This window comes from Paenibacillus sp. BC26 (genome assembly GCF_900116125.1).
Lineage (GTDB): Bacteria > Bacillota > Bacilli > Paenibacillales > Paenibacillaceae > Paenibacillus_Z > Paenibacillus_Z lignilyticus.
In genome coordinates, this window is the sequence record NZ_FPAD01000004.1 from 388,675 (window position 1) to 406,731 (window position 18,057).

General features: G+C 52.4%; 13 protein-coding genes. 5 read left to right on the forward strand and 8 right to left on the reverse strand.

The window, feature by feature from the left end:
* Positions 1–131 precede the first annotated feature (131 nt).
* Positions 132–392, reverse strand: a complete 261-nt coding sequence (locus BM412_RS25270) for a zinc ribbon domain-containing protein (protein WP_256256584.1) — start codon at positions 390–392, stop codon at positions 132–134.
* A 246-nt stretch (positions 393–638) separates the two neighbouring features.
* Here BM412_RS25270 and BM412_RS25275 point away from each other — a divergent pair, with 246 nt between their 5' ends.
* The 4 genes from BM412_RS25275 (at position 639) to BM412_RS25290 (ending at position 5,346) form a co-directional block, all read left to right on the forward strand.
* Complete coding sequence (locus BM412_RS25275; RefSeq protein ID WP_091224424.1) at positions 639–1,640, forward strand: LacI family DNA-binding transcriptional regulator; 1,002 nt, start codon at positions 639–641, stop codon at positions 1,638–1,640.
* A 65-nt stretch (positions 1,641–1,705) separates the two neighbouring features.
* Positions 1,706–2,689, forward strand: a complete 984-nt coding sequence (locus BM412_RS25280) for an N-acetylglucosamine kinase (RefSeq protein WP_091224426.1) — start codon at positions 1,706–1,708, stop codon at positions 2,687–2,689.
* 39 nt (positions 2,690–2,728) lie between these two features.
* On the forward strand, positions 2,729–4,036 hold the full coding sequence (locus BM412_RS25285; RefSeq protein WP_091224428.1) for a 6-phospho-beta-glucosidase: 1,308 nt from the start codon (positions 2,729–2,731) through the stop codon (positions 4,034–4,036).
* 257 nt (positions 4,037–4,293) lie between these two features.
* The gene (locus BM412_RS25290; RefSeq protein ID WP_091224430.1) at positions 4,294–5,346 is read left to right on the forward strand and encodes an NAD(P)/FAD-dependent oxidoreductase; all 1,053 of its coding nucleotides are present in this window, start codon (positions 4,294–4,296) and stop codon (positions 5,344–5,346) included.
* A 215-nt stretch (positions 5,347–5,561) separates the two neighbouring features.
* On the opposite strand, the gene BM412_RS25295 is transcribed toward BM412_RS25290, so the two are convergent.
* The 5 genes from BM412_RS25295 to BM412_RS25315 all read right to left on the reverse strand — a co-directional run bounded on the left by BM412_RS25295 (position 5,562) and on the right by BM412_RS25315 (position 11,764).
* On the reverse strand, positions 5,562–6,740 hold the full coding sequence (locus BM412_RS25295; RefSeq protein ID WP_091224431.1) for a response regulator: 1,179 nt from the start codon (positions 6,738–6,740) through the stop codon (positions 5,562–5,564).
* On the reverse strand, positions 6,730–8,547 hold the full coding sequence (locus BM412_RS25300) for a sensor histidine kinase (RefSeq protein ID WP_091224433.1): 1,818 nt from the start codon (positions 8,545–8,547) through the stop codon (positions 6,730–6,732). Before BM412_RS25300 ends, BM412_RS25295 begins: the two co-directional genes overlap by 11 nt.
* 30 nt (positions 8,548–8,577) lie before the next feature.
* Positions 8,578–9,402 carry a carbohydrate ABC transporter permease gene (locus BM412_RS25305; protein ID WP_091224435.1) on the reverse strand — a complete coding sequence of 275 codons (825 nt, stop codon included), beginning with the start codon at positions 9,400–9,402 and terminating at the stop codon, positions 8,578–8,580.
* Positions 9,403–9,419: 17 nt separating this feature from the next.
* Positions 9,420–10,310 carry a carbohydrate ABC transporter permease gene (locus tag BM412_RS25310; RefSeq protein WP_091224437.1) on the reverse strand — a complete coding sequence of 297 codons (891 nt, stop codon included), beginning with the start codon at positions 10,308–10,310 and terminating at the stop codon, positions 9,420–9,422.
* A 98-nt stretch (positions 10,311–10,408) separates the two neighbouring features.
* Entirely contained in the window at positions 10,409–11,764 is a 1,356-nt protein-coding gene (locus BM412_RS25315; protein ID WP_091224439.1) for an extracellular solute-binding protein, read from the reverse strand.
* Positions 11,765–12,189: 425 nt separating this feature from the next.
* Here BM412_RS25315 and BM412_RS25325 point away from each other — a divergent pair, with 425 nt between their 5' ends.
* Positions 12,190–12,825, forward strand: coding sequence for a fumarylacetoacetate hydrolase family protein (locus BM412_RS25325; protein ID WP_091224443.1), 636 nt, complete (start codon positions 12,190–12,192; stop codon positions 12,823–12,825).
* Between the two features lie 883 nt (positions 12,826–13,708).
* On the opposite strand, the gene BM412_RS25330 is transcribed toward BM412_RS25325, so the two are convergent.
* Complete coding sequence (locus tag BM412_RS25330) at positions 13,709–14,197, reverse strand: hypothetical protein (RefSeq protein ID WP_091224445.1); 489 nt, start codon at positions 14,195–14,197, stop codon at positions 13,709–13,711.
* A 223-nt stretch (positions 14,198–14,420) separates the two neighbouring features.
* Positions 14,421–18,023 (reverse strand): Npt1/Npt2 family nucleotide transporter, encoded by a 3,603-nt coding sequence (locus tag BM412_RS25335; protein WP_177246083.1) that lies wholly within the window; start codon positions 18,021–18,023, stop codon positions 14,421–14,423.
* Between the last annotated feature and the right edge of the window lie 34 nt (positions 18,024–18,057).

An 18,057-nucleotide genomic window follows, 5' to 3' on the forward strand; every position in this document is an offset into this window, starting at 1 on the left:
CTTCCTCCTACTAGTGCTTCTTTACACCATACCACTTCATACGAATCAGTTGCAAAAACAGTCGTGAATCCAACAAAAAAGAGACAAGACCCGAGGTCCGTCTCTTCCTCTGCCACAGCCGCTTGCGCTCGTCAGCTCTTCCAGCGCTCCAGCTTATGAATGCCGCGCGTGAAGAACCCTGTCGTAAACTTCGGAAAACCCATGTCGGCGAGCTTGCCCTTCACATGTGCCTTCATGCCTTCTGCCGTTAGATCAGGCAAAGTGAATTTGCCATCTGCGTAACAGTGGATGCAATACTTGAAGCTCTTCGCTCCGCCGGCTTCCGTGCCGTTTTTATCGCCTTTAGCTATAGGCATGCCGCAGCTTTGACAGTTCTTGTAGCTGACACTCACGTCAAACACTCCCCGAGGCTAATTTTGGATTTATTATATGCTTTTTGCGAAGGCTTGTACAAGAACGAAGCGGAAATTAAGCTTGAAAAATCAATGTGTCTCCTCTACAATAAGAAAAGAAACGAAAGTTAAAGCACTTTAACTTTTGATCCGAATAAAATAGTTTATATTGGGTTTTGATCCTATATTTTTTTGGATAAAAGTATAACCGCTTTAACTTTTCTCGCCGAAGGAGAATGCATGCGCATGAAGGTAAGTATTTTCGATGTCGCCAAGAAGTCGGGCCTCTCGGTTGTCACGGTATCCCGCGTGCTTAACGGCGCAGGATCTGTGCGTGAGAAGAACAGACAGAAGGTGCTTGAGGTGATGAAGGAGCTCGATTACCGCCCAAGTGCGGCAGCTCGCAGCCTCGCCCGAGGCAAGACCGGCATCATCGGTCTCATCATGACCACCATGCAGGATTCATTCTTCGATGAAATCGTGAATGAGATTAACGGCATTCTGGCTGAGCAGGGCTACTTCCTCGCTGTCGCCGTGACGAAGAGCATCAGTCAGGAGGAGAGTCACTACCTGATTCAAGAGGATCGCGTGGACGGCATCATTCTGCTCTCACCGATTGAAGAAGACCATTATATTATTGAAATGAAACGACGGAATATTCCTTACGTCCTTATCGATAACCAGAAGCCGGAGAACGATACCTACTCGATTACAGTGAACAATTACAAGGGCGGTTACACCGCGGCCAAACATCTGATTGGGCTTGGACATACATCCATTGCGCATCTCAGCGGCAGCGAAATGTTCAGAAGTACCAGTGAACGTCGCAACGGCTTCATGGAAGCGCTCCAAGAAGCCGGCCTCCAGCCGTTCGAGCTGGTTTCCGGTGAGTACTCGGCTGAGTTCGGCTATCAAACGGCTAGGCGGTGGATTGAAGAGCGGCAGCTTCCGGGCGCCGTCTTCGCCGGCGATGATTATATCGCCATCGGAGTCATCAATGCCTTTATGGAGGCCGGTATCCGCGTTCCGGATGAAGTATCCGTTATCGGCTATGACGATCAACAGGTCGCCTCGCTGCTGCGCCCCCTCTTGACGACGATACGGCAGCCGGCTGACCGTATCGGAGCAGCCGCTACTGAAGTGCTGCTCAAGCGAATCGACGGATCGATGAAGCGCGCAGCCAATCAGCGGATCGACCCTGAGCTCGTGCTTCGCCAATCCACCGGAGCCGTCAAGAAGCACGGCTAACCGGATCATACTTATTTGATTTCAAACGTTACTATGGAAAGCCTATTCAGACAGGAGTGGCACTAATGGCTTATTATTTGGGCATCGACGGCGGCGGCACCAAAACGCACGCCTTGCTCACCGACGAACACGGCAATGTGCTTGGCAAAGGTCAAAGCGGGAACGGCAATCATCAGCTTGATGCCGAAGGTGCCGCTCTCCATTTGGCGGAAGCCGTATCCGCGGCACTAACGCAAGCCGGACTCAACCGCGAGGATATACAGCATGCTTATTTCGGTCTTGCAGGCGCTGACCGGGAAGCGGATTATCGCATCCTGCATCCGATTGTGAGCGCGATCGGCCTGCCTCGCTATTCGATCAATTGCGATACGATGATCGGCCTTCGCGCGGGAACAGATCGTGCCTATGGGATTTCGGTCATTTGCGGCACCGGCACCAACTGCGCCGGCCGCAACAGGGAAGGCGTCCATCTCCAATGCGGCGGCTTCGAATACATGCATGGCGACTTCGGTGGAGGCGGCTCCTTGAACATCGAGGCGTTTCGTACCGTTATCCGTGCCTGGGACGGTCGAGAGAAACCAACGCTGCTCACTGATTTGGTGCTTCGATTCCTGGGATATCCCGATGTAGAGACGATGTTTCACGATTTCCTCGATCATGATAAGAAAGTGCCGATTGATGTCACGAAGCTGCTATTCGAAGCAGCGGCGCTTGGGGATGAAGCAGCGATTGCTATCCTTCACCATCAAGGGACGGAGCTGGGCAAGTCGGTAGTCGCCGTTGCTCGCCGTCTTGGGATGACAGGCGAGACCTTCGATGTGGTGCTCGCAGGCAGTCTGCTGACCCGCGGGGACCGCGGCGGCTGGATTCGCGGGCCACTTGAAGAGCTTGTATCGGCCGCGGCACCGTCGGCTACGCTCGTTACGTTGACAGTCGATCCGGTCTTCGGCGCTGTATGGTCTGCCATGGAAGCAGATGGCTTAACGATTGAACAGGATGTTTATGACCGTATGCGCGCGCTTGGCGAATTCGATGATATCAAACGATAAAGCATCATAACTTATTATTTGGAATAGGATGTGACCGGAATGGCAGACGGATTGAAAGTTGTTGTTATTGGGGGCGGTTCTTCGTATACCCCTGAGCTGGTTGAAGGGTTTATTCGGTTTCATCAGGAGCTTCCGGTACGCGAGCTGTGGCTCGTCGATATTGAGGCAGGGCTTCATAAGCTAAACATTGTCGGCAATTTAGCCAAACGTATGGTGGAGCGCTCCGGCCTTCCGATCGAGGTCCATCTGACGACAGACCGCCGCACGGCGATCAAAGGGGCTGATTTCATCAGCACGCAGATGCGCGTCGGCATGCTCGAGGCGCGCGGCAGAGATGAGTCCATTCCGCTGAAATACGGCGTAATTGGGCAGGAAACGACCGGCCCGGGCGGCATGATGAAAGCATTGCGGACAATTCCCGTATTGTTGGACATCTGCCGAGACATCGAGGAACTGGCACCTCAAGCGTGGCTGCTCAACTTCACGAACCCTGCGGGTATCGTAACGGAAGCCATCCACACCCATTCCAACGTACGCAGCGTCGGCCTATGCAATGCACCGATCGGCCTGACCAAATGGCTGACTACCGCATACGACACGGCGCCTGAGCACATTTACACCGAGTTCGTCGGCTTAAACCACCTGCACTGGGTCACCCGCGTAGACGTTAACGGCGAAGATAAGCTTCCCGAGCTGCTGAACAATACGGAAGGCTTCAGCGGCAAGAACGTCCCCCAAACGGGCTGGAATCCGGATTTCCTTCGCTCGCTGGGCGCACTGCCTTCCTATTATCTGAAGTATTTCTATATGACGGACGAGATGCTGGCCGAACAGCAAGAATCCTTCAAAAAGGACGGCAACCGTGCAGCAGTAGTGAAACGCGTAGAAGACGAGCTGTTCCAGTTATACGCGGATCCTGAGCTGAGCGAGAAACCGAAGCAGCTCGAGCAGCGCGGCGGCGCTTACTATTCCGAGGCTGCCGTTAATCTCATGAAGTCGCTCTATAACGGCAAGAACGATATTCAAACCCTTAACGTCGCTAACAACGGAACGATCGACTTCCTGCCGGACAGCGCATCCATCGAAGTCAACTGTGTCGTGACGAAGACAGGCCCGCTGCCACTGCCGCTGACGAATGTGCCTCTGCATGTGAAAGGATTAATTCATGCCGTTAAAACCTACGAGCAGCTTACAATAGAAGCAGCTGTCACCGGCAGCCGCGATATCGCGCTTCAAGCGATGGTTCATCACCCGCTTGTACCGAGCGTGGAAGTCGCCATTAAGCTGTTGGATGAGATGCTCGAAGCCAACAAGGACTATTTGCCGCAGTTTTTCCCACAAGCGTAATTGTTATAGACAAAGACCGAGCAGAGATGTCATAGGACTCTCTGCTAGGTCTTTTTTGTTATTTATTTGAGGAACAACAGGATTTAACATTTTGTTCATATGATTTCTCCTACTTTCGTTGTATGATATTTATGATGATAATGATTATCAGTATCAGATATGATTTCATGGGCTTTGTTAGTTGTTAACCACTCTTCATTACGTTACGAGCAGCGGTAAACAGACTTGATTATAGTAGAAGAAAGTAGGCACGCATAATGAACAACCAACTGGAATTATTCGATGTAACCATTATCGGAGGCGGCCCGGCCGGCCTCTACACCGCTTTCTATAGCGGCATGCGGGAGATGAAGACGAAGCTGATCGAAGCACGTGAGGAGCTTGGCGGACGTATTCTCATCTATCCGGAGAAAATGATATGGGATGTTGGCGGTCTCACGCCTACGCTTGGCGCCAATTTAATTGAGCAGCTGGTGACGCAAGCGATGACCTTCGAGCCGACTGTCGTGCTCGGTCAGCATATTATCGGGATGGAGCGGCAGGCAGACGATACGATCCTGCTTACCGCCGCTTCAGGGGAGCAGCACCGGACACGTTCGGTCGTGCTTGCGATCGGCTACGGCATCCTGGAGCTGGCTAAGCTTGAGATCGAAGGCGCGGACCGTTTCGAGGTGACGAACCTGCATTACACGGTGCAGTCGCTGGAGGAGTTCCGCGGCAAACATGTGCTCATCTCCGGCGGCGGCGACTCTGCGGTCGACTGGGCCAACATGATCGAGCCGATTGCGGCAAGCCTGACCGTCGTGCATCGGCGGGATAAATTCGGCGGCCATGAGCGCAACGTGACGCAGATGAGGCAATCATCCGCATCCGTTCGGACGCCATACGCCGTACAGGCGCTGCACAGCAGCAACGGAAACGCTATCGACCGCGTAACGATTTCCCATATGGAAACGGGTGAGGTGGACGAGCTGAGCGTGGATGCGGTCATCGTGAACCATGGCCTGCGTTACAACTTTGGCGGTATCCGGGATTGGGGCATTGAGATGGGGGACTGGAACGCCCATGTCAGCAGCAAGATGGAGACGAATCTGCCCGGCGTCTTCGCAGCAGGCGATTTCGTCATGCACGACAGCAAAGTGCATCTGATCGCAGGCACGTTCACCGATGCCGTTAACGCCACCAACAGCGTTAAAACCTATCTCGACCCGGCCGCCGACAAGACGGCCTACGTCTCCTCGCACAACTCGCGCTTCAAGGAGAAGAACCGCCAGCTGGGGGTTGCCGTGGACGACGATGAGGAGCATTAACCTCCTTCCTTCCTCATCAATCTCCCCTTGCGGCGGAATATTGATTTATAAGCAACATCGGTACTGTACTCCCAGTAGGAACAACGACGAACAAAAAGGGCTGAGAGATCGCATACGACGATCACTCAGCCCTTAGCTATTACTTGAAGCCCACCGGGAGATCTACTTGAAACCTGCTTCAGCATAATCCCATGCCTACCGCGCCCCTGCCCCCGCTACCGCTCCGCCATAAGCTGCTGGCGGTACTCCGTCGGCGTTACGTTCATCTTCCTGCGGAACACCTGCGTGAAGTGGCGTACATCCGCGTAGCCGATTCGCTCGGCGATTTCGGCCAGCTTGAGGCCAGGCTGCAGCAGCAGTTCTCTCGCCTGCTCGATGCGCAGACTGATGACATAGTCCTTGTACCCCTGCCCCGTCTTCTGCTTGAACAGCTGGCTGAAGTAGATCGGGTTCAAGAACACGACCGACGCTACTTTCTCAAGCGATAGCTCCTCGTTATAATGCGCCTTCAAATATTGCAAGGCTACCTCGATTGCCTTATCCCCGCCCTCTTGGCGATCGCCCGCCGTCGTCACCGACGACTGCCGCAGACGACGCACCTCATCCGGGATCCGAGTAAATTCGCGAATCATATCCGAATAGGTAATATGAAACGGCACCTTCAGATAATGGCTGAGATGCGTGCGCAGCTCCTGCAGCAGATCCCCTTCCGTCCGGTTATCCTCCAACTGCACGAGTCCCAGCAAGCTCTGACGGTCGAAGTTGACGACAAACCCCTGTCCATGCCGATCGATCAGCTCAGACAGCACATTTTCGATAATAAAATGCTCCAGCTGTACGTTCTTAACCGCCTCTTCAATGCGCACCATGATCAAGCGAAATTCCGGGTACCGATCGATGAGCTCGCCGATGTCCATATTGCCGATATCGAGCCCTGACGCCAGCCGCTGAAAGACCGCTTCCCGCAAATACTTCAGGTTCGTCTTCAACAGTTCGCTTTCCTTCGAAATCGCAGACTCCTGCTTCGCCTCATCCGCCAGCTGCGCCATCAGCTCGACAAGACGCGTCTTGCCGATTGGCTTAAGCAAGTAATCGCGCGCACCGAGTCGAACCGCCTTCTGGGCGTACGAGAACTCGGAATGCGCGGAAATGACGACCCATTTGGCATGGGGATACTTGCGGCGCGACATTTTCATAAACTCCAAGCCATCGATGCCGGGCATAAGGATATCCGTCAGCACAATATCAATCGGCTGGATGTCCATGATCTTTACCGCTTCCTCTGCCGAAGCCGCCAAATGGATGGAATAGTCGGGAAAAGCCCGCTTAATCGTCCGTTTCACACCCTCACGTATGACGTTTTCATCATCCGCGATGAGAATATTAACTGCCATGGGCATTTCCTCCTTCCTTGGCCGGGGGCAGAAGCGGCACCGTAATAATCGCCGTTGTCCCTTCGTTCAGCACACTCCTCAGTTCAACGCCGTACACTTCTCCATACATATGGCGGATCCGTCGCTGCAGGTTCACAAGACCGATGCCGCCTTCATGCCGGACTTCCTCATGCTCTTCGCGTTCAGCCTCATCGTCCGCCTCCGGATTCAGCAGCGATGCATTTAACCTTGTCAGCGCAGCCTCATCTATCCCTGCACCGTTATCCTGCACGATAATGCGCAGCTGGCGTTCATCCGCTTCCGCGTAGACGCGCAGCGATCCACACCGATCAACCAGCGGCTCCAAGCCGTATTTCACCGCATTTTCGATAATGGGCTGCAGCGTCATTTTGGGCAATGGGATGTTCAGCCACGGCTCCCCTACATCGATATCCACGGTTAGGCGCCCTTCCAGCCGTGTCACAATAATCGTCAGATAATGCTCGGTCTGCTCGATTTCCTCCCGCAAACTGACCGCATTCTCATCCCAATAACTGCTGTAACGGAACAGCCGCGATAGAGACAGCACCACTTCGCCCAGCCGGTCATGGCCTTTCTCATCGAGCATCCAGTAGATCATATCGAGCGTGTTATAGAGAAAATGGGGATTCACCTGCGATTGCAGCGCCTTCAGCTCCGCATTCTTCTCGCTGACCGAGGAGATCTTCACCCGTTCAATGAGCTCGGCGATCTGATTCACCATCTGATTAAAGGAAGCGACCAAGATATTAATTTCTTGATATGAGGTCACGTTCAGCGAGCCGCGAAAATTACCGATTTCGACCTGCTTCATCTCGGAGATCAACCGCTTCAGCGGCGAAGATATCGTCCGTGAGAAAATCGTCGCAATGAGCGTCGCAACGAGCACGAGCGCAGCGCCAACCAGAAGCAGAAACCGCTGCGTCTCCGCCAGCTCCACATTCAGATCCTTATCCGGCGTCACGCTGAGCACCGTCCAATCCGCATAAGGAAGCTTCGAAGATACGATTAGCTGATCATCTTTCTCCATAACCACCGGAATCCCATCAATCGGGCGCTCCAAGCTCGCCAGCCATGGTTCATCCCAAGTGATGGAGGTCGTCGAGATGACTTTCCCCTCACCAGACATCAAAAAAACCTGGCTATGCGCGCCAAGCTTCAAATTTTCCATAGCCGCAATAATCGCCCTCGGACTTGTTTCGAATAGCTCAATGCCTACCTGCTTATGATTGTTCAGATCATAGATCGGCCGGCCAAAAGCAAACACGGAGCGGTTCTCCACCTGATCGATAATGGAGTGTTCAAACACGCCGAGCCATACCATGCTGCCGGTAGAGGCTTTGATTTTCTTGTACCAATCGGTCTTCGTATAGTTCGGGTCCACAACATTGGCGTAGTTGCCATAGTTATACACTTTCCCTTTATCCGTTAATACATGAATCCCGATAATATCTTCCTGCGACAGGAAGGCGGCGCCGAGGATATTCGTAATATTCCGCTCATTAAAATAATCGACAGCAGGGCTGTCGACTACAGGATTGCTCAAAATGCGAGCCAAATCATTATTGCCGATGACGGATTTGGACAGACTGTCATAGCCTTTCAGAAGAAGGTCAAAAAAACCTACCGTCTGCGAAACGTTCTGCTTGGATAAGCCGCTGACCTTCTCATGAAATTGCACCGTCGTTCGGTTATAGTACAGAATGCTGACGATCAGTAAGATTGCAGACATACTGATCAGGAACAGCACGAATAATCGGTATTGAATCGAATGAAATCCGCGTGACACTGGCCTTTCCGCCTCTCATGAACCCATTCCTTACCCTTTCACCGCTCCGGCTACCATGCCCTTCGTGATTTTCTCGGAAAGGACAAAGTAAACGAGCATGACCGGCAAGGCGCCAAGTACAAGGTATGCACCGATTGCACCAAAATTGGCGTTGTACTGGCTAACGAAATTATATATGCCGAAAGGAAGAGTTTTCAACTTCTCCGCAGAGATAAATGTCGCAGCCATGATGTACTCGTTCCAAATCGTGATGAACGTCAGGATAACAACTGTCATAATCGGCGGAACCGATATCGGCAAAATGATGCTGCGGAAGATCCGGTATACGCTTGCTCCGTCCATAAAGGCCGACTCTTCGATCTCAGCCGGGATACCGCGCATGAATCCGCTAAGGATAAAGACGGCGATCGGCGTCGAGAACGCGATGTACGGCAGGATGAGCGACAAACGCGTGTTCAGAATATCCAAGTTGCTGAAAATAACCATAAGCGGCAGAAGCGTTGCTTGCATCGGAATCATCATCCCGAGCAAGAAGATCAGCGTAACGAGCGGTCCGTACTTCCATTTGAAGCGCGAGATCGCATAAGCCACCATGGAGCTTAGCACGATAACGCATATCAGCGTGATCGAAGTCACGATAAGGCTGTTGCTCAAGTATTTCAAGTAATGACCGCTAGTATAAGCGGCTTTATAGTTACCCCATTGCGGCGTGGTCGGCAGGGAAAAGAAATGTCCGCCGAGAATTTGCTCGTTCGTTTTGAGCGAGTACAACACAAGCCAGAGCAATGGGTAAATTTGCGTGACGACAAGGATCGAGAGAAGCAGATACACGAGCCCTTTTTTAATACTTGCCATGATCGTAGTTCTCCCTTCTAGCTATATTTCGCTTCGACTTTTTTGAAGACGAAATTGATGACGACCGTAAAGATTAAGCAAATCATTACAAGGATTGTAGCGAGTGCACTTCCGTATCCGTATTTGAGCGATAGGAACGACATGTTGTACATATGCATCGAAATGGTATCCGTTGCATGTGCGGGACCGCCGCCTGTCATAACCCAAACAAGGTCGAAGGCTTGCAAGGAGCCGATAAACGCAAGAATGATTGAGATTTTGAAGATCGGAATCGCCATCGGATACGTAATGTACCAGTCGGATTTGAAGCCTTCCGCGCCGTCGATTTTGGCCGCTTCATAAATTTCACTCGAAATGTTCTGTACACCGGTGTATTGAATGAGCAAATGGTAACCGAAGTATTGCCATAGCGATACAAAATACAAACAGTACATCGCGACTTTCGGCTCTGTGAGCCAGCTGCGCGTCCAGCTTTCCAGTCCGATCGCGGTCAGAACGCCGTTAAGCATACCGCCCATTTCAGTTGGGTTATAGATTGTTTTCCAAAGCTGACCAATGATAACAACAGACAGAATTACAGGTACAAAGTATAGCGAAACCAACGTGTTTGCTTTACGCACGTAACGATTCATCAGTGCTGCGATAAAGAGACAGATCGGAATTTCCAACATGGAAAATACCGAGTACATCAATGTGCGGCGAACGGATGGCCAGAAGTTGGTATCTTCGGTCAGGATCGTTTTAAAGTTATCGAGCCCGATAAATTTCGCCTTGTTGATGCTGTCCCAATCCAGCAAGCTGTCGTAAACCGAAACGACGATCGGAACGAACACGAGGCAGATATAGAGAAGCAGACACGGCAGGACGAAAACTGCAATAGTACGGGCCGGGACTTTTAAAACATTCACTGGGGTTGCCTCCTGATCGTAATGGATTGAATAAAGTCGTAAACGGGTGGAAGCCGCTAAGAATGCCTCCACCCGCAAACGACTAGCTATTGTGATTCTTATTTGTTCGCGTCAAATGCTGCTTGGTGCTCCTGAGCTACTGCCGCAGGGTCAACCTTTTGAACGAACATGTTTTGGATGCTGCTAAGGTGAGCTTGTGCGATAGCCGGTTTCATTGTGTTATCGAATGCCAGGTCGCCGCCTTTAACGCCTTTGAACAGATCAAGTACGCTGATTGCAAGGTCGGAGTAGCCGGCTGCTTTGAAGTCGCCTTCAATGATTTGACCGCTACCTACTGCGTTTTTCAGCTCGAACTGTTTCTTAGGCATGTTCAGCATGAAGTAGTTCAAGAAATCTTTAGTAGCTTGCAGGTGTTCGCTGTTAGCCGAGATTGCGAATGCGGAACCCGGAGCTAGCATGAATTGGTCTGGATCGCCTTTGCCGCCAACTGTAGGGAATTTGAATGCGCCGACTTTGCCGCCAACGGAGGAAGCATCAATTGCGCCAGTTTCCCAAGTACCCATGATCATCATAGCCGCTTTACCTGTTTTGAAGAGGTTACCGCCTGTGTTGTAGTCAACGGAAGTTGCGCCTTCGTTGAATGCTTTTGCTTGGATCAGGTCTTGCATTTTGGATACTGCGTCTACGAATGCAGGATCGTTGAATGTTTTCTTGCCGTCTTGCACGTCTTGCAGGAAGCCAGGGCCGCCGTTTGTGCGAAGCAATACGTTCATAAACAAGAACGAACCTGTCCAGGAGTCTTTTTCACCGATTGCGATTGGCGTGATGTTTTTTGCTTTCAATTTCTTCACGTCATCGATGAATTGCTCGTACGTTGTAGGCACTTCAGTGATGCCAGCTTGCGCGAACAGATCTTTGTTGTAGTAAACAACTTCGATGTTGTTGCCGTCAGGCAGTGCGTATACGTTGTTGTCGAAGCTATAGTAGTCGAGAAGACCTTTTTGGAATGTATCTTTCAGGCCGTTCTGATCCAGCATGTCGTTCAGCGGAGCGAAGAGGCCGGCGTCTACGAAAGGCTTCATTTGTGCGGATGGATTCACGATTGTGATGTCCGGCACTTCTTTGGAAGCGGCTTGCGTTTTAAGCTTCAGCTTCTGTTGGTCCGTGTTGAGCGTATCCAGCTCGATCGTTACGTTCGGGTGATCCTTCTGGTATTGATCGACAATGGAGTGAAGCATTTTGTAGGAAGGCGTTTCGGGATCCGGGTAGATGTTCTGGAACGTGATCGTTACTTTCTCGTCACCTTTGTTGCCGCCTGCATTTGTACCGGCATTTGTACCTGTATTCGTATTATCAGCTGTGTTGTTGGCTTTGTTACCACAAGCTGTTGCGCCAAGCAGCAAAGCTGCTGCCGACAACGCGATTGCAGTTGTTTTCAATGTTTTGCTTGCCATGTTCTCTATTCCCCCTCGGGTTGATATACGCTTATTATCATGCACAGAGGCATCTGCAACAATGCGCGAAATCAAGGAGTGAGGTTTGCTTTTTCAAGGTTGTGTTTAAAAAAATGAACTTTACTACACCTGTGAAAAGGGATATCAGCGCCTTCGGCGGCCAAGAGCAGCAGGATATGAGTGCATGTGGCGGCCAAGTGCAAAAGGATATGAGCGCCTGTGGCGAGTTTCATAATGAGGGTAACGAGTGCTCAGACGAGTTCCCCAATGAGAGTAACGAGTGCTTGGACGAGTTCTCTTATGAGGATAACGAGTGCTTGGACGAGTTCCGAGCTTATTGAAAATGCAGCAATCGTGCTATGATGTTAATAGCGTTAAAACCCTGTTGTGCAGTACCATTACCCTAATGCGAAAGGAAGTTATTCATGGAATCAATCCGCAATATTTATTGCGTTGGACGCAATTATGCCCTTCATGCCAAAGAGCTCGGCAACGATGTACCGGAGGAGCCGATGATCTTCTCCAAGCCCACACATGCACTTCATCCCGCTGTGGGCAAGCTTGAACTGCCGGGCACCATAGGCGAAATCCATTATGAGCTGGAGGTTGTCGTGCGCATCGGTGCAAGCTACCGCCCGGGTATGAAGGCTGAGGAGCTTGTGGACGGCATCGCCCTCGGCATCGACCTCACCGCGCGCGATGTGCAGTCGAAGCTGAAGGAGAAGCGCCACCCTTGGCTGCTCGCGAAAGGCTTCGTCGGTTCCGCGGTGCTGAGTCCGTTCACGCCGTTCACCGGCGTGGAGGATTTCACGCAGTTAACCTTTAGCCTGCTTAAGAACGAGGAGACGGTGCAAGCCGGCTGTCCGCAGGACATGATCTTCCCGCTACAGCAGCTGATCGACTTCATCGGCACCAACATGGGTCTTGGCGCAGGCGATGTCATCTACACCGGCACACCGGCCGGCGTTGGTCCGCTGGCGGACGGCGACATGTTGGAGATGAAGCTCGTCGCCGGAGGCAAGGAAGAGACGTATGGTCCGCTTTATGTGGACCTGGTTTAGATGTTGAAAGTTGGCCGCCCCCGGTTATGTGGGGCGGCTTTTTTTATGGGGCCGCTTGGCGGCTTGGGCCGAGGGGGCGGCGCGTGGGGGAGGGGCGGCTAGGCGCGGAGATCGCCGAGGGCGGTAGCGCGAGGGTGATGGCGATGGCGGCTTGCGGGATGCTGCCTTAGACATGTGGCGCGGATAGCCACTCGGTGGCCGGCTGAATGGTGTCGGCCCCAATAAATCATCCCCCGGGTTCGGATTAGTTAGGTTGTACATTGAGAGTCGGGTTTTCCGACTCTCAGACTTATTTCGGTCTGAATTTGGATTTGAGCATCGGATTTCCCTACTCTCAGCGTCTCTAGAGGGTTAATTTGGGGTTGGTTTACTATTGAGAGTCGTGTTTCCCGACTCTCAGTTTCATTTAGGTGTGGTTTTCGAGCTGAGCGTCGGATTTTCCTACTCTCAGCTCCATTTCGTGGTGGTTTAGACGATGAGAGTTCGTTTTCAGCACTCTCAGCTTCCAGCGGCGATGATTAGGGGTAGATTGGTAGCTGAGAGTCCGGTTTTGGAACTCTCAGCTGCTGTTTTGGGGTGGTTTCGACTATTGAGAGTTCAGTTTCAGCACTCTCAGCTTCCAGCGCGCGGGAATTTGAGTTAGTTTGGTTGCTGAGAGTTCGCTTTTGGAACTCTCAGCTTCTTTTCGGGTGGTTTTGGCGATGAGAGTTCGTTTTCAGCACTCTCAGCTTCCAGCGCGTGGGGATTGGGGGTAGTATTGTGGCTGAGAGTTCGATTTCTGCACTCTCAGCGTCCAGCTCGAGGTATGGGTGGGGATTTGCTCGCTTTCAACGAAATGAACGCAAAAAAAGGACAGCTCCACAATCCCGAGCTGTCCTTCCCTTTACTCATACATCGCTAGTGCCGACACCGAGATAGCCGCGATTCGGTCGTCCTTTAACTCGAACTCCAGCGCCACGCGGTTTTGTTTATCGATGTAGCCGATCGAATTCCCGCGCGTATAATAGCTGTCTCCGTACAGCTTTTGCGCGCTCTCTTGGGTATCGCCCAGTTTTACGCCTTTAGCCGTAGCGACTTTGGGGCCGAGCGAGTACGCCAGGACGACATTTTCGAGCGAAGTATACTGGTATTCCTCGTACATGAACAGAAATGTTCGTCCATTGTTGAGCGTGCGCTGCGGTTTCCCTAATACGGTAACGAGCTCCTTCTCGGTAATGCCAAACTTTACGTCGTCCCCGCTTTTCTCCGCGCTCAAGTCAGTCGAGCCGACATTCTCGATGAACGTTAACGGTGTTTCGCTCTTGCCGCCACATGCGGCAAGCAATACAGCTAAGCCGCTTATTAAGATAATGAATTGCATGATGCGTTTCACTTCAAACCTTCACTCCCTCTTACACTTAAACGGCGCGAACCGCCGACCTCGGCTTCCGCTCTCCATCTCCAACATTCCGGTCTCCGGCATTCATCATCTAGATGCAAACTTTCCAGTATTCAGTTTTCGGTTTTCAGCTTTCCCACATCGAGCTCCGCAGTTCTTTAGCTTCAGCACTCAGCATTCCGCTCCCCGCTTCTTGCATTCCGCTTCCACCTTCAGCTTACAGCATCCCGCGAAGCCTGTCTGCAAGTACCTGCATCATGCTTCGCAGCACGCCGATGTTCTGGAAGCAGAGCGTGAACACTTGGTCACGGTGCAGTTGAAGCAGAACCGCCCGGCTCGATGCCGTGCAGTCCGCGGAACGAAGTCCGCTGTCGATGACGGCCATTTCGCCGAAGCATTCGCCTTCTCCAAGCGTCGCGAAGGTTTCGCTGCCTTTATGTACACGAACGCTTCCCTCTATAATACCGTACAACGTATCGCCGTAATCATCAACCCGGCAGATCGATTCACCCGCAGCGTACTCCACTTCCTCGACCAGCTGCGCGAGGGCGATGACATCCTCTTGGGATAAACGGGCAAACAGGTCGATCTTTTGCAAGATCAGCACCCGGCGCAAAATAATATCGTTCGCCATGCCGTGCTCCTCTTGCGAAGATTCCGTGGCTGCCCCGCCTGCAGCGACTTCCGAAGCTGCCGCAACTTCCGCATGATGCTCATCCGCAGGAATCGCGCCAACCGCCGATTTCTGTGCCAGTTTCGAGCGCAGACGCCTCGAGAGCAGCTTCATCATTTCCAGGGCGATGCCTGTACGGTCAAAGATGACATCGTAGAAGCTCGAGGAATCGAGCCGCCACAATACGAGATCCTCTTCCGCCCTAACAGTAGCTGTGCGCAATCGCCGCGTCAATATGGCGGTCTGTCCGAAACACTCTCCGGCAGCACGTTCATTGAGCTTGTCAGTTCCGCGGTAAATTCCGGTTCGCCCGCTTTGAATGAGATAGAGCGCATCACCGGGATCATTCACCTGAAATACGGTAGCTCCCTTCGAATAGGTCACCCTCTCCATGCGCATGGCAATCAGCGACAACTCCCGAGCGGACAACCCGTCGAATAAAGATACATTTTTCAACATCGCGATTCGTTCCATCTGCTCGCTTAGCCATGTCTCATCTACGGAATGGCGACCCGGAGCCGCTGCATCCACCTTACTCCGCGAAGCAAACTGAATCACTTGGCAGAGCCATTCATCGCCCTGATCGTTCATCCAGTCCAGATCAAGCGCCGCCTCGTTCTTCACGACATTCGCCGTCACGGTGCGGGAAGCCGACATCAGCTTCGCCAGCTCCATCCGCAGGTTCCCCTGCACCAGCTGGTCGATAATTTCTGCCGCGTTTGCCTGTTGGCGAGCACCGCCTTCGGTCCAGTTGGCATAGACGGCTTGGATGGTTTTGGCCTCATAGATAAAACCGAGCAGCAGGAATATTCGCTTAATCATCGCCGAACGGACCTGCTCGACCGCCTCCGCCACTTCCTCATAACCTTCAACCGCGATCAGATCCCCTTGGTACGACGTAAACCTTCCGTACAGTTCAAGCTCGAGCAAGATGTTCGCCTCGAACCCTTTGGCATCCACTTGCTGCACGCCTTTGCGCATCCGGGTCATCGCTTCCAGCAGCTTATCTCGCATCTCGAAATTAGCCGGTTCGTAACGTTGAAACAGCAAGTCGAAAGCCTGCTGCCCGCCGATGCGTTCAAACACTTTCGGCAAATGCAGCAATACGGAATCCACATCAAAATACGTGACGAGCAGCTTGAGAATTTCTCGCTCATCATAAGCGGCCAGCGTATCCACCGCGGCCTCCCTCGTCTCGTTATGCTGCAGCATCGGCACGATATGCGGAACAAGCTCCGGCACCTGCAGCACGGCAGCGGACTGCACGGCAAATTTTCGAACCTGCGGCGCCTCATCGCGAAGCAGCGGAATAAGCGGTTTGTAGAATTCCCGAATACCGATCTGGCCGAACAAAATCGCCATCGATGTACGTTCATCCTCGCGGGAGCTCTCCATCAGCTCCTTCAACGTACCGACGGCGCGGAACATCCCTTCTATGCCGTAATACTTAATCAACCCGGCAATGGCCGCCGACTTCACATCCATATCCTCTTCGCTAAGCCGCGCCGTAATAGCATCTAAATGCTCATCCTTCGCATAAGCGGCAAGTGCAAGAATGGCAGCCGCACGAACGCGGCTATGCCCTTCCCCAATGAGCACCAGCAGCACTTCTTCTTGACCGGCAGGCTGCTTGCGTTCCATGTAGCGAAGCGCCTCTACGCAAACCTCTTGCGAGGGATGGCGGAGCAAGCCTTCCAGATGCGGCATAAGGTCAAAGCCGTCGATATCCTGCAAAATCTTCAGCGCATACAGGACCTGCACTTTATCCGGCTGCACAAGCGTATCCGTCAGTACCCGCAAGCTGGCAGGATCCATCAGATCCAGCTGCCCCTCATGCAGGTCATGCCCCCTGGTCTTCAAGGTAGACAGAAGCGCCTCCAGGTAAGCCCCTTTTACCTTCACCGCCGCTACAATACAGACGCATAGCAGCGTCAAAATCACATAGCTGAACTGCTGCGTCGTCAGCAGCTGAGACAGCAAAATCAAGCTGACGGCGGCAATTCCTTTGGCACCGTTGCGAACGACGCCATCCAGGAAGCTCTTCGCCGAGTTGCGCCACTCCGGCGGAATCGGAAACATGACGAGCTGGCTGACAGAAGAATAAATCGTATCGCCAAGCACCTTGTCGCTCCCTTTTACGATCACAACCATCGCCAGCACCGGCATCATCAATACGCCGAGGCTTCCGGTGAACAGCGCTATCGGGAATACCAATATAGCCGTCATGACACCGAAACGGGTGAGCAGCTTCCCAGCGACAAACAGCTGAATAAACAATGCCAGCAATCCGGAAAATCCATAAAAGCTTCCCATAAATCCGGCCAATGCCTCATCCTGAAGCGTACCGCGCAAAATAACCTTAAACTGATAGTCGATCAACGTTAGTGTAATCACGAGCGCTGCCGACATGATCGCTATATATTTGAGATGGGGGACGTTGCGGAACAGGCCTCCGCTATCCTTCTTCTTGACCCCGCTGCCGCCGGCCTGCTTACGCTGAGGCTTAACGGACGTGAATAGGTCCGACCCTTTCCCTGCGAGCTTCAATAACCGGATAACCGCCACAAGCGCAAGCAGCTGAAGTGCGGCATAGAAGCAAATCAAATTAGCCGTCCCCACTAACGGAACAACCAGCTTGAGACCGAAACCGCTTATAATTCCGCCCATAAGCCCGCCGCTGCCGACAAGCCCGATGGTCCGTTTCACCTTGCGCTGATCCAGAACGGAAGCCGCAAACTGCCAGAAACAGACAATCATAAGGAAGTTGAACACATCATAGCCAACATAGATAACCGGGTATACCCAGCTGAAATCCATGCCTACGCCAAACCGCGATAATAGCACCAGCCCTGAAATTAGCGGAATGAGCAGCTTCAGCAGATGATCCATCCGAAACCGCGGACTGAATCGCTGAAACAGCAGTCCGATTAACAGCAGAGCCGCCGACTGCGGCACATACATAAAGGAAAGCTGCGAGGCGCCAAAACGGGATAGAAACAACGCATCCGCCGCCGTTCTGCCAACCGTTGAGGCCGATGAAACCGCAAACAAATAAATAAAGAGGAAAAGCACCTTCGTATACTCTTCCTTGTCCTCGCCAAATTTGCGAAAGGTTTGCCCAAACGCGTTTCCCGAAATTAATTTCATACCGGCTCTCCTACCCGAACAGTTTAGTGACATC

Coding starts and splice junctions, on each gene's coding strand:
- BM412_RS25335 (WP_177246083.1), bottom strand. CDS start 18,023: ATGAAATTAATTTCGGGAAACGCGTTTGGGCAAACCTTTCGCAAATTT.
- BM412_RS25285 (WP_091224428.1), top strand. CDS start 2,729: ATGGCAGACGGATTGAAAGTTGTTGTTATTGGGGGCGGTTCTTCGTAT.
- BM412_RS25275 (WP_091224424.1), top strand. CDS start 639: ATGAAGGTAAGTATTTTCGATGTCGCCAAGAAGTCGGGCCTCTCGGTT.
- BM412_RS25325 (WP_091224443.1), top strand. CDS start 12,190: ATGGAATCAATCCGCAATATTTATTGCGTTGGACGCAATTATGCCCTT.
- BM412_RS25280 (WP_091224426.1), top strand. CDS start 1,706: ATGGCTTATTATTTGGGCATCGACGGCGGCGGCACCAAAACGCACGCC.
- BM412_RS25290 (WP_091224430.1), top strand. CDS start 4,294: ATGAACAACCAACTGGAATTATTCGATGTAACCATTATCGGAGGCGGC.
- BM412_RS25305 (WP_091224435.1), bottom strand. CDS start 9,402: ATGGCAAGTATTAAAAAAGGGCTCGTGTATCTGCTTCTCTCGATCCTT.
- BM412_RS25315 (WP_091224439.1), bottom strand. CDS start 11,764: ATGGCAAGCAAAACATTGAAAACAACTGCAATCGCGTTGTCGGCAGCA.
- BM412_RS25295 (WP_091224431.1), bottom strand. CDS start 6,740: ATGGCAGTTAATATTCTCATCGCGGATGATGAAAACGTCATACGTGAG.